The 13,132-nt window shown below is 69.5% G+C and carries 5 protein-coding genes; 2 read left to right on the forward strand and 3 right to left on the reverse strand.

Annotation, left to right across the window (positions count from 1 at the left end; translation table 11 throughout):
* Positions 1 to 830 precede the first annotated feature (830 nt).
* Positions 831 to 8,684, reverse strand: coding sequence for a DNRLRE domain-containing protein (locus BN344_RS18240; RefSeq protein WP_155858948.1), 7,854 nt, complete (start codon positions 8,682 to 8,684; stop codon positions 831 to 833).
* 218 nt (positions 8,685 to 8,902) lie between these two features.
* The gene (locus tag BN344_RS18245) at positions 8,903 to 9,709 is read right to left on the reverse strand and encodes an MBL fold metallo-hydrolase (protein ID WP_040339845.1); all 807 of its coding nucleotides are present in this window, start codon (positions 9,707 to 9,709) and stop codon (positions 8,903 to 8,905) included.
* Positions 9,710 to 10,111: 402 nt separating this feature from the next.
* Here BN344_RS18245 and BN344_RS18250 point away from each other — a divergent pair, with 402 nt between their 5' ends.
* Together BN344_RS18250 and BN344_RS18255 are read left to right on the forward strand one after the other, a co-directional pair.
* Positions 10,112 to 11,746, forward strand: coding sequence for a DEAD/DEAH box helicase (locus BN344_RS18250; RefSeq protein WP_231487020.1), 1,635 nt, complete (start codon positions 10,112 to 10,114; stop codon positions 11,744 to 11,746).
* Between the two features lie 134 nt (positions 11,747 to 11,880).
* Positions 11,881 to 12,396 carry a hypothetical protein gene (locus BN344_RS18255; RefSeq protein ID WP_231487021.1) on the forward strand — a complete coding sequence of 172 codons (516 nt, stop codon included), beginning with the start codon at positions 11,881 to 11,883 and terminating at the stop codon, positions 12,394 to 12,396.
* A gap of 40 nt (positions 12,397 to 12,436) precedes the next feature.
* Here the strand turns inward: BN344_RS18255 and BN344_RS18260 are convergent, their stop codons facing one another.
* Positions 12,437 to 13,123 (reverse strand): alpha/beta fold hydrolase, encoded by a 687-nt coding sequence (locus BN344_RS18260; RefSeq protein ID WP_166518268.1) that lies wholly within the window; start codon positions 13,121 to 13,123, stop codon positions 12,437 to 12,439.
* Positions 13,124 to 13,132: the final 9 nt, after the last annotated feature.

A 13,132-nucleotide genomic window follows, 5' to 3' on the forward strand; every position in this document is an offset into this window, starting at 1 on the left:
ATGTTCAGTTCTTGCACGACGTGGGCGACTGGCCGGCCCTGCTCGACCACGCGGCGGACCAGTTCCGCCCGGCCGTACACGGTCAGCCGGGCATTAGCGTGAGACACGGGACCTCCGGGTCGTCGGTGAGGCGTCAGCACCCACACCTTCGCCCGGAGGTCCCCCTGCCGTCTCGGCCCGCTACGCCGTCAACAACGCTCGTGGTCACTACAGCTAAGGGCTTCCCGCCGAGCGGCACGTCCCGTTCCGAACCGGAATTGCAATTGGGAAGGGCGAGAGCAGCCCTATTGCCTTGTCAAGACCCTTGCAGACTCCCGTTGGCCTCCTGCTGCCTACGCCACATCACATACACCTAGGAGGGGTGCCGGGTCGACCGCCGGGCTCGCGGCGCTTGCGAAAGGAAGCGGCCACGTGGCGGCCGCGTGTGGACCTAGCGGCCGACAGCCCGGTGTGAGCGACCGAACGGGGACCTTTGCCGAGATACCGTCTCCGCCTCGCACTCGCCGCGTGGTAGGCGTAACGCGCGCACTCCTGCAGCCAAAGTCAGGCCCGTCGTAGATATCAAGTCTCCGGATCCTCCAGGCCGTGGGTCCATGGCTCGCCTCGTGCGGCCCGAGCGGCCCAGGTCCCCTTGGGCATTGAGTGCAACGTCTTAAGTGAGGGATCGGTTGCGTATACGTGACTCTGATGGACCATCTGTGCGTCCGCGGGTGAGGGATTAAGACTTGTCAAGTACTGCCAGTCTCCATCCAGCTCGTGGTACACGGTCAAGACCGGCACACCATCGAACATATTCTTCTCTACGAAGACGAGCGGATCATCGTCTGTAGTCATCGAGCTCCCTTGATGTTGTTGCAGCGGGCGCACAAGTTCTGGCCGTTGCTTCTCGCGTTCGTTCCACCTTTTGACCTAGGGACAATGTGATCGATTTCGCTTGTGCGCATGTTCTTCTTGTCTCCCCGGGACAGCTTGGTGGCTCGGGGCGTCTGGATGCCACACCGTTCGCACCTTAGTTCTCCATGCCTCTGGATGTTGTCCTCCCGGACCCCTCTCTTGCCGGCACGAGTGAAGGGGGCGCCTGGGGAGCAGTTGTGGACGAGGGTTCCGTCGCCCGCCTGCCCGACGACGAACGTGTGAACGTTGGCGACACCGAGGTTGTAGACGGTTTGGTTTGGGAGCCAGCCTCGGCTGTCGACAGCCTTGACAATGCGTAGCTCCCCAGTGACGCCTTGGAGGAGATCGCCAACGGCAAGGTCCTCGGCGTCTGTCCACCCGTGTCCCTCCACCCAAATGGGGTGGTTGGAGGTCGCGGTCCAACCGTCGACAAGCAACTCGTCGTCGGCAACCTGGCCATCGCGGAGTACGTCGGAAGGAGCCGGCGCGGTGACGACATCAATCAGATGCTTCGCGCCGTTTCCGACGATCACGTTCAATACCGGCTGCGCAGACACCTCGCCGGTCAACGGGTCGCGAGCGGCGACCAGGTCGCCCACCTCGACGTCGCTGATGGCGATCGTGCTGCCATCCGCCATCAAGACGCCGGTCTCTGGCGTGAAGCTATTCGGTGCTGGCAACCTGCAAGTGGTTGGCGCTCGCCTGAACGGCTTGGCGGCGGCCTGGCCAATCCTCGAAGCGACGCGTCCGCCGGCTCTTGCCGCAGCGAAGCCCGCCTTGGCAGCCGCACCCCCGCCAGGGATCATCGCGGCGGCCGCCACGACGCCCATCTCGAGGGCTTTCCTCTTGTTGCCGGAAGCCGCGTAGGCGCCGGCCGAGATGGCTCCGGCTGCTGCGCCGATAGGTCCTGGCACCACAGTTGCCACGACCTCGGCGACCTTCGCAACCTTCTTGGCAACCTTCTTGGCCAGCTTCTTGAAGACGCCCCACTGGCCGTCCAGGTCTGTGCAGTTGACCGGATCGCCCGAGCAGTAGTCGTACGCGGTCGAGTTTCCGCCAGGCTGGGGGTCGCGGGACCAGAACCGACCGGTGGCCGGGTCGTAGAGCCGCACACCCATGAGCAGCACGCCCGCGAGGGCGTCGGCCGAGCGCTGCCTGCCGCCCAGCCACCCGTACCGGCCTTCCTTGCCCGGCGCCTGGCCGTCGGTGAAGATGCGGCCGCCAGTGTTCAGGTTCGTTGGGTTGCCAAACTCGTCAGCGGTCTGGTGGCGCACCGCCGCGATGTCGACGGCGCTCTCGTCGTCGGGGATCGGCAGCGTGGACATCACGTTGCCGCGCAGGTCGATCAGTTGCAGGATCCGGCCGCCGTCCTTGCCGGTCTCCATGGCCAGGTTGCCGTCGAGGCCGTCGACGTAGCGGGTGACCTCACTGTCCAGCGAGGCGTCCTCGGCGATCCACGCAGGGGAGTCCGAGTCGGAGTCGTAGTGGTTGACCTTGGTGACCGCTTCCTGCCAGCCGGCCACCCCGTCGCCGCCGACGGCCCAAGCCTCGTTCGTATAGGAAGCGAAGCGGCCGATGGCATCCAAGCTCCACGTCTGACGAGCGACTTCTTCGATCGTCTGTGAGGCGATCAGGTCGTTGGCGTAGTAGGCGTTCGCCACGCTTCGACCTGGAGACCCGCGGACGGGAGCGGTGGTGATGCGGCCCAGCGGGTCGTACACCCACGGACCCCCGTCGATCGCTGACTCCGACAGGAGCCGGTCAGCCGAGTCGTAGACGTAGGAGTTGGTGGTCACGGCGACCCCGCCAGGATTGGCCGGATCCACGCAGGTGCCCGTGTCCGACACCGCCGTCGCCAGCGACGACCGGTTGCCTCGGGCGTCATAGCCGTACGTGCGCGCCGCGCACAGCGACGTGCCGGCGATGTTGTCCTGCGCAGTGGTGAGCCGGCCCAGGGCGTCATAGATGTAGCGCTTGCTCGCCGCATTGGTGGTGTGGGTGACCATCTGCCCGGAGCTGTTCTCCAGCGCCGACGACTGCGAGATGATCTCGTCGTCCGACGTGCGCACGTACGCCCGGGTGATCGGCGTGCGGTTGGCGTCGTAGCCGATCCGCAGCTCCACTCCACCCGGGAGCGACTGCTTCGTGACCTGCCCGTCAGGGCCGTAGGTGGCCCAGATCTCCCCGCCGACCGAGTCGGTCACCTTCGTGACGAACCCGCGTGGCTCCTCGTCCCGGTTGTAGTCGAACTGCGTCGATCCCGTGTCGTCGGTGACCGTCTTCGGCTTGCCGAACTTGTCGAAGACGGTGGTGGTCTTCCCACCGTTGCCGTCCTCGTACCGAGTCATGCGGCCGAGCTGGTCGAACGTCTTTCTGATCGTCGAGGTGACCGCACCGGTCGTCGGGTCCTGAGCCTCGATCACCGTGACGTCGCCGGTCGTCTTGTCGTAACGGTTGACCGTCTTCGACACCGGAACACCCGCCCCGACGCCCGAGGCGGTGATGGCCACAGACAGCACGCGGTCGGCGTCGTCGTATTCCGTCACCGTCGTCCGGGACTGCGTGGTCGTCGCACCGGCCACCGGGCCGGTCGCCGATTCGGTCACCGAGGCGATCGATCCGTACCGGTTGTAGCCGGTGACGTGCTTGACCGGTAGCTGCCCGGCCATTCGGGCGGGGTCGTGCCCGGCCACTGCCCCGGCCACGTAGTTCATGCACGGCAGTCCGGCGTAGCCGGGCTTGTTGCCGCACTCGTGCTGCTGGGGGTTGGGGCCGGCGGTGTAGTAGACGGCGAGGTTGGTGCGCGCGTCCTGTCCGTTCGCGCCGATGCCCCGGGACTCGACCGCCTTGCCCTGCGCGTCGTACCGGACGTAGGCGGACAGGGGGCTCGCACCCGTTGCGTCGAAAGTGGTGACGGTTGGCTGCCCATGCTTCCAGCCCGAGCTGGGCCCGATCGGCGACTGGCCATCAATCGGGTGGTAGCCGGTCTTCGTCACCTCGATGTCGACGAGCTGCTCCGGTGAGGTCCCGGCGATCAGGAGCGCTTCCGTCTGGGTCGTGACGAGGTGGTATGCGAACCCGTCGGGCTTGCCCTCGTCATAGGCGTACATCGAGACGTCGTGCACGTTCTGGACGTTGCCCGGGTCGTTGCCCACCGCCAACCGCACCAGGGGTCCGCGAGTGCGGAGCAGATCGAGCCCGTCGTAGCTGTAGGTGTTCAGAGTCGACAGAGACATGGCTCGGGAGGCGGTGCTGATTGTCGCGCCGGCCAAGCCCAGCATGTTCAGATCCGCGTCGGCCGAGGGCATCTGGCCCAATGCGAGCAGTCTGTTGGTTGCATCCAGCGATCGGACGACGTTGCCGTACTCGTCGTACTCCGCGGTGTCGATGTAGCCCGCAAGGGGCGCGTTGGGTCCCGACGGTGTGGCGGTGTTGACCTCCCGGGCGGAGCTGTCCAGGTAGTGGATCGTCGCGCGCCGGTAACCGTCCTTGCCCGGAGTGCTGGCTGACGCCGTCGTCGGGCCGTCCAGCGCGTAGTCCTCGGGGCCGAAGACGGCGGTCGCATCGGTCGGCGCGGTCCGCTGCGCCCAGGTCGAGAACGTCGTCGCATCCAGATCGTGCGGGCCACCGGCGGCGCGGGTGAGCGGAACGTTGTAAACCATGGTGCTGGCGATGTCATCACCGGCCTGATCGTTCGTGCCGGGCACGAGCGAAGGTCGCGACACCCGCAGCAGCCGACCCGAGCTGCGGTCGATCAGGTCACCGGCGCCGACGCTCGCACGCGAACCGCCTGTGCCGTATTGGAACTTCCACGGGAACTCCCCCGGCGGCGACAGCTTGGTGATTCGCCCATCCGCGTCGTACTCGTAGGAGGTCGTCAGCGCGGGGCTGATGCGCGGATCCCAGGCCTGGCGCAGTCGACCGCTGTCGTCGTACGCGTACTTCACGGCGGTGACAGCGGAGGTGGGTTCCATACCGCCGCTGGGACTGGACCACAGGCGCACCTCGCTGACCCGGTCGGAGAAGGAGCCGAACGTCGTAGCGGAGGCGGCGGCGCCTGTGCCGTACAGGAGTTCGGCGACCTCACAGCCGGCGGAGGGGACGTCCTGGTTGCACTCCCCCACGCCCGGCTCGACGGGCGCGATGAGCCGGTGCAGGCGGACCCGCCCGTTCTCGTTGCGATAGATGGCCCGGGTTTGTCCGGAGGCGACCGGCGGTGCGGTCGTGACCAACGCGGCGTTGGCAGCACCGGGCTGGACGGCGAAAGTGCTCACCGTCCCGTCGAGTTCGTTGAGCCGCCACAGACCAGGGCCGGTGCTGTGAAGGGTCAGCATCTCCGCGCCCGGCTCGGACCACCAGCGACCGTCACCGCTCGCGGTGAACCAGACCTCGCCGCCGCCGGCGAGGTGCAGGGTCGCCACGTCAGGGTAGGGCTGGCTGACGTGCGAGTAGGCCGTTCCGGCGATCTCGTCGGCGACGCCCAACGACCACTCCGGGCCGAAGGGCGCCCACAGCTCGCGCACCGACAACTGGTCGAAGAAGACCTCCTTGCCGGCCGTGGAGAAGCCGTTGTAGAGGCGGACGTACCCACCTGACTTCGCATCGGCAGGGATGGTGAAGTCCACCGAGAGCTGCTGCCACATCCCGGCGCGCTCGGCCTTAGGGGTGGGCGCGTGCTTCCAATGCCCGTTGGAGTCCTGCCACATCGGCAGCATCCGCAGGCCCAGGTGGCCAAGATCCGGGCTGAGTCCGGTGGCCTCGGGCACGTAGATCCAGCCCGAGACGCGGTAGGTCGCACCCTTGCGCAGTTCCGGCATCGCGATCTGCGCGAAGGAATCGTGGTTGCCGCCAGAGGGGACGATCCGCAGTGAGTCCATGCCCAGGTGGCCACGGTTGGTGGCGCGGCTGAGCGTCGCGTTGCCGCCGGTGAATCCGCTGATCGCCGACATCGACTGCTGTTCGGCGGTGAGCTTGTCCGCCATCGGCTCGAGCCCTGCCTTGGGATCACGCGACGACGCCGCGCGTCCGATAGCCAGACCGAACTCGTCCACGTCGGTGCTCGACAGCGTGTAGTCACCGGTCAGCAGGTTGACCGAGCCAGGGCCGATGTCCGTGGTGGCGGCGTTCTTCGCGTCCGGCGACACGGTGATCGTCACCCACTGCGTCGCGTACGCACCGCTGCCCTGGGCGTCCTTCGCAAGAATCGCCTGCACCTGCACCGGCCCGGGCACGTGGCCCAGGGTCAGACCCGCATCCCACGTGGCGTAGTCACCGATGTCCGTGATCGGTGTCCACGCGCTGGTGACCGCTCGACCGTCGGCGCGGGTCAGTGCCGCAAGGGCGATGTCCTGCTGCACCGCGGAATCCGGCCCGCGACGCCATGCGTACTTGATGTGGGTGAAGCCTGGCTTGTACTCCACATCCAGCCGCGCCCGACGGACGACCTGCGCGCCCTCCGTCGGCGTCACCAGCCCTGCCTGCCCGACGTTGAAGCCGTACTTGCTGACGGCGGACTCGTTTCCTGCCTTGTCGACGGCGACGAACTGGAGGACGTGCCGCCCCTGCGTCGGGGGCGTGATGGTGACCTGCCCAGGGCCGACAGCACTGTTCGGCGTCTGGTTCAGGCCCCACTTGTATCCGAGCACGTTCGGATGAGAGACAGAGAAGGTGAAGGTGCCCGCCTCGCCTGCACCCCCGTACCACTTGCCATCGCCCGGGTACTTCGCCGACGTGACCGTCGGCGCAGGCGGCTTGTCGGTATCGACATGGATGGTCGGGGAGAAGCCGGAGTGCGCCCGGTTCCACTCGACGCCGTCCCACGTGTGCGCGATGAAGTTATACGCACGGCCGTGCTGCATCTTTCCCGCCGGCACCGTGACACGCGCCGGCCAGAGGTCGGGAACTCCCCTTGCCCAGCCCTCCCAGATCATTCCGCCGCCGTTGTCCCACAGCTGGAAGAGCACGTCGGCCATGCCGTCGGCGTCGTGCACCTGCGCCTGGAGCTCCGGGGTGGCGGTCGGCGTCCAGAAGGCGGTGCCGTCGAACTGGGCGCCATTGACCCGGAGGTTGTCCGCCTTGCCCGGCGGGGTGTTGTACCGGACCCAGAGGCTCGGGACGACGTACGGCGAGTTGGCTGACGTGAACTTCTTCCAACCCTCGTTACGACTCTCGTTCGTGGCCCTGAGTCCCAGACCGACGAGGCCGGCGCCGGCATTCGACCAGCGCTGCATCATCGAGGTCAGATCAGCCGAGACCCAGCCCTGCTCGCACGCCGCAGCGCCTCGCGTCTGGGACGAGGCAGCTCTGGCCTGGCCCCACAGAGGTTGGGCGTAGATCCGTGTGTTGTGATCGGCAGCGAAGGTGTCCCACACCTGCCACTCCGCGCCCGTGCAGGACCAGGAGTGGAAGTTCCACAGGTCCAGGCGCGCGTTCAGGATCGTCTTGTGCCGAATGCTCGACAGGTCCAGGTTGATGAACGACCGGGCGACCGTCCAGCCGCCGTCGAAGGTCCCGATCCGCAACTCGGGACTGCCGGACTGGTCGGTATTGAAACCGTGTTGAACCCACGTGTCGAAGCCGTAAGCCCACTGCAGATCCGGATCGACGACAACCGGGTACTCCGTCTGCGGATCCTGGAGGAAGGAGACGTCAGGGGTCAGTGACATCTCCACAACGCCAGGGGTCACCACGGTGGCCGCGGTCTCCAACGGCAGCGCCGAACTCGCCTTCGCCTCGGCCGCCTCCTCGGACGCCGCCTGACCTGCATCCTCACCCGGCTCCACCACCGAGTCGCGGGGCAGCGGAGGAACCGCCGCAGGCTCAGGGAACGGAGGAGCGTCGACACCGGGCAGTGGCTTGGAGGGTGCGGTCGACGGCTCGTCGTCGCGCGAGCCGGTGCCCCAGTCCGGCGTTGGCGCCAGTCCTCCTGCCGGTGCGGCCTCGGCCTCCCACGGCTGGGTGACCGGGTTGAGCCGCTCCTCGTCGACGGCCGCGTCCCAGGCCAGCGGGGTCGCGGTCGAGCCGACGACCTCGCCGGCGCCGTCGGTGTACTGGACACCACCGTCCGGCAACGGCGCCGCGGTCAACCCGTCGCCCACGACGGTCAGCGACAGGTCGAGCGGCGTGTCGGCGTCCGGCCGCTCCTTCACGACGAAGAACTGCTCGTAGCCGGTGCGGGTGGCCTCCACGACCAGGTCCAGGCCGGGCTCCACGTCCCGGTAGACCGCTCGCGGACCCTCCAGCGTCGGTGTGGGCAGCTCTCCCTCCCACGCGAGACCCACGGTCTCGCCGGGCGCACCCCTCATGGAGACGAGAACGCCCTCCTCAGGCCCCTGCTCGCCGGCCAGCTCCAGGTCCACGACGTGCGACTTGGGGCGGATCGTCCCGTCCTCGGCCGCCACCAGAGTCAGGTCGACGGCAGACCAGTCCGCTGACGAGGTGCCGTCGCCGGAGTCCTTCGGCACCCAGATGGGGCCGGCGGCCTGACCGGCGATGAGCGTGCCGTCGGGCAAGGCGAAGGTCGACGAGGTGACGGTGCGCTCGCCGATGACCTCGACGCGCTCGTTCTCGAGCCGGGCGATGGTCTTGGCCGTGGCGATGTCAGGCGCCTCCAGCACACCTTCCGACGTGCGAGCCGCCTCCTCCTGCGTCTGCGGAGCCGGTGCGGGTGCCGCCTGCGCGCCGGTGGCGGCAAGGACCATCTCGGCAAGCAGGGCGCCGCTGAGCGCGACTCCGAGGACACCCTTGATGCGCCACTTCGGAACACGACTGAATCCGTGACGTGGGGACACGAGACCTCATCCAGACGATCGCAGACCTCGAGGCCTTGGCCCCCACTCGCCCTGACCTGGGGAAGCGCGAATAACTTGGCAGCTGAACGGTGACTGCGGTCACTGCTAGAGGTCACGACTCGGTGACTTTGCGCAACAGTCACCACGCTGGTCTCACCGACCCTCATCGAGCCCGCGGTCCGAACCCGGGACTCGTCGGCGGCAGCCGCACAGGCGGGTCACCGCAGACGCTGGACCTGACCGGCATGGATGTCGTTCACCCATTCCCAGCCGGGCTCGACCGACGGGCCGATCCGCGGGTCGTCGGGAACGACGCCGTCCCGCAGGGCGTGGACGTACGCGCGGTCGAGCGCGATCCGGGCGCGCACCTCGTCGGCCCGACCGACCGAGCCGTGCCCGGGGACGACGACGTCGACGGCGCCGGCAACGGCCTCCAGCCGGTCGAGGCCGACGAGGTGGTCGGCCACGGCATCGTTGTCGCCCCTGTCGTCGTCGAGCATCGGGACGAAGACGTCGGACAGCATGTCGCCGGCCACGAGGACGCCGCACTCCTCGATCAGCAGCGCCGCATGGCCCGGGGCGTGGCCCGGGTGCTCGATGATCCGCACGACCGGGCCGCCCCACGGGATCCGCTCCGTCCCGGCCGGCAGAGCGGTGATCCGGCCGAACAGGTCCAGGGGCACCTCTCCGGCGATCTCCGGCGGCAGCGCCTCGGCGGCGCGGGTCTGCCAGTCCCGGTCCGACAGGAACTCGCGCATGGCGGCTGCGCAGCGGTCGGTCCCGTACCGGGGTGCCGAACCGAGCACGACGTCCCAGAGGACGTGGTCCCAGTCGGGGTGCGTCGCGAAGCCCGCCACGACGGGCGCGCCCAGAACGGCCAGGTCGTCCGCGAGGCAGGCGAACTCGTCGCCGGTGAGCCCGGGATCGACCAGCAGCGCGCCGTCCGCGCCCAGCACGACCACCGTGATGTTCCGGAGCAGCTCGCTCCGGTGGACCAGCACGCCCTCGGCGACCTGCGTCAGCATGGGTTCCTCCCGCTCGTGATGCACACCTGCAGCGGAGACGGCCGGGCGGCGAGGAAGTCATCGCCGGCGAGGACAGGTGATCCGGCCGGCTCCCCGCCGATCGCGTGCCTCCCTCGGGCCAATATGGCCATGTTGGCCCAGGCACCACTCACCCGATGTGACGGGCGACTCCCCCGGGGTGGGACCACTCGGAGGTCATCTCTGGTTGAGTGGGGTGTACCGGCGCCGCCCTCGCTCATCCGGAGCGGCAGGAATCGACGTCGGGCTGAGGCTGCGCCACCTTGGTGCGCCCGGCTGACCGACGTCTCGCCGACGATGCGAGCCCGCCCCTGATCCCAGGTGCGCCGGCGTTCGTGCGCGCTGAGATCCCGGCGGCCGACTCGATCGTCGAAGGACTTCCTCTTGACCTCCTCTCAGAGCTTCTCCCCCGCTGCCTCCTCCGAGGGCGGCCCGCGCCGTCGTCGTGGTGGCCGCGGCCGGGGCACCCGCCCCGCCGGCGAGCAGGGCCAGAACACCCAGCAGCAGCGTCCGGCGCCCGCCGCCGTGCCCGCGCCCGTCGTCGTCCCCGTTGGTGCCGACGCCACCGTCCTGCCGACCGACACCACCTTCGAGGCGCTGGGCGTGCCCGCTCCGCTCGTCGAGGTGCTCACCGGGAGCGGCATCACCGCGCCGTTCCCGATCCAGGTCGCCACGCTGCCCGACAGCCTCGGCGGCCGTGACGTGCTCGGCCGCGGCCGCACCGGCTCGGGCAAGACCCTCGCCTTCAGCATCCCGCTGGTCGCGCGGCTCTCCGCCTCGGACAGCAAGCGGCTGCCCAAGCGCCCGCGCTCGCTGATCCTCGTGCCGACCCGCGAGCTGGCCAACCAGGTCGCCGCCGTCGTCGACCCGATGGCCCGCGCGCTCGGCATGCGCACCACCACGATCTTCGGTGGCGTCGGCCAGAACCCGCAGGTCCAGGCGCTGGCCCAGGGTGTCGACGTCGTCATCGCCTGCCCCGGCCGGCTCGAGGACCTGATCGGCCAGGGCCACTGCGACCTCGGCGCCATCGAGGTCACCATCCTCGACGAGGCCGACCACATGGCCGACCTGGGCTTCCTGCCCGGGGTCAAGCGGATCATGGACCGCACCCCGAAGGTCGGCCAGCGGATGCTCTTCTCCGCCACGCTCGACAACGGCGTCGACATCCTGGTCAAGCGCTACCTGAGCAACCCGGTCACGCACTCGGTCGACCCGGCCGTCGCCCCGGTCAGCACGATGACCCACCACGTCTTCCACGTGCAGACCGCCGACAAGGCCGAGGTCGTGCGCCAGCTCGCCTCGGGTCTGGGTCGCAGCGTGCTGTTCACCCGCACCAAGCACCAGGCCAAGAAGCTGGCCAAGCAGCTCACCGCGTCGGGCATCCCCGCCGTCGACCTGCACGGGAACCTCAGCCAGAACGCCCGCGAGCGCAACCTCGAGGCATTCAGCAACGGCTCGAGCCGGGTGCTGTGCGCGACCGACATCGCTGCCCGTGGCATCCACGTCGACGACGTCGCGCTGGTCGTGCACGTCGACCCGCCGACCGAGCACAAGGCGTACCTGCACCGCTCGGGCCGCACCGCCCGCGCCGGCGCCGGCGGCACCGTCGTCACGATCACGACCCCCGACATGGTCGGCGAGGTCCGCACCCTGACCCGCCAGGCCGGCATCAACCCGCTCGTCAGCAAGGTCGTGCCCGGCGCGCCGCTGCTCGAGGAGCTCGCCGGTCCGGCGGCGCCCTACGTCGAGCCGGCTCCCGTGGTGGAGCAGCAGCCGCAGGGCTCCGGCGGCGGACGTCGTCGTGGTGCCGGCTCCGGTGGTCGCGGAACCTCTGCAGCCAAGCCGGCCGGTGGCGGTCGTGGCAGCTCGGGTGGTCGTGGCGGCTCGGGTGGATCGGGTGGCTCGGGTGGCTCCGGGCGCCCGTCCGGCCCCGCCCGCACCCGCGCCGAGCTGGCCGCCCGCGCCGGTTCGTCGTCGGCGGCGTCGTTCAGCGCGCGCTCCCGTCGCGGCGGTCGCTGACCCGACGTCCTCCCTCACCGCCGAGCGTCCTCCCTCACCGTGCACCACGAGGGAGGACGCTCGGGGATCAGGTCACCTGATCCCAGCCGGCAGGCGGGACGATTGACCGGGCCGGTCGTGGGAACAGGGTCGGCATGCTGAAGCTGCCCATCACCCTCTCCGAGATCGCCCCGCGCGTCAGCGCCGGCGCGTTCATCCTCAACAGCGGGCTCGGCAAGCGCGGGGCCGACGAGGAGACCGCGGCCGGCATGCACGGCTTCGCGGCCGGCACCTACCCGTTCCTCAAGGACGTCCCGCCCCAGCAGTTCGTCCAGGGTCTGGCGACGGCGGAGATCGCCATCGGCGCCGCCCTGCTCACGCCGTTCGTGCCCACCTTCATGGCCGGCGCCGCGCTGACCGCCTTCTCCGGGGGCCTGCTGGGCCTCTACCTGAAGACGCCGGGCATGCGGAAGGAGGGCAGCCTCGCCCCGACCCAGGAAGGCCTGTCGCTGGCGAAGGACAGCTGGCTCGTTGGCATCGGCATCGGTCTCATGACCCGCGGGCTCATCGAGCGTCGTCCCCGCGTGACGGTCAAGAAGGCCACCAAGCTGGCGAACAAGCAGGCCAAGCAGGCCGCCAAGGACGCCCACCGCCGGGCCAAGGCCGCCTGACCTGGACCGGCCCTCGCTACAGGCCCTGGCCGCGTCGCTGTCACCGACTCGCTGAGTCAGTCCCCCAGCGCTGGAGCTCGCCGAGCAGCAGCGCCGCGACCTCGTCGGCGTGCGTCTGCACGGTCATGTGGGCCGCGCCGTCGATCTGCACCAGCCGGCCCCGTGGCGCGGCGTCCGCCAGCGCGGCCGCCCAGTCGGCGCGGCACAGCGCGTCCCGGGTCCCGCGCACGACGGTGACCGGCACGGGTACCCGCGGCAGCCGCTCGTCGATCCGGTCCGGCGCCGCGCGCCGCCACAGGGCCGCCATTGCCCGCGGCCCGGTGGACAGCCACTGGGCGAGGATCCGCGGCACCTGCCACATCGGCTCGCGGACCGCGGTCCGGAGCCACGCGCCGGCCAGCCCACCCACCCGGCGCAGCCGCGGGTCGGTGGTCGGACCCAGCAGGACGACGGCGACCACGCGCGGATCACGCTCGGCGACGGCGGCCACCACCTGACAGCTCTGCGAGTGCCCGACGAGCAGCACCGGACCCTTGCCGATCAGGTGCTCGATCACCTGGTCGGCGAGGGTCTGCAGCGGCGGAACCGGTTTCCGAAGGCCCATACCGGGCAGGGGGAGAACGGTCGCCGGCGCCGATGCCGGCAACGAGCTCAGTACGCCGGACCACGAGCGTGCATCGAGCCCCAGACCAGGGACGACGACGGTCCGGATCCGCGTTGCACTCACCGGGGCGGG

Source organism: Candidatus Blastococcus massiliensis AP3 (genome assembly GCF_000582785.1).
Lineage (GTDB): Bacteria > Actinomycetota > Actinomycetes > Mycobacteriales > Geodermatophilaceae > Blastococcus > Blastococcus massiliensis.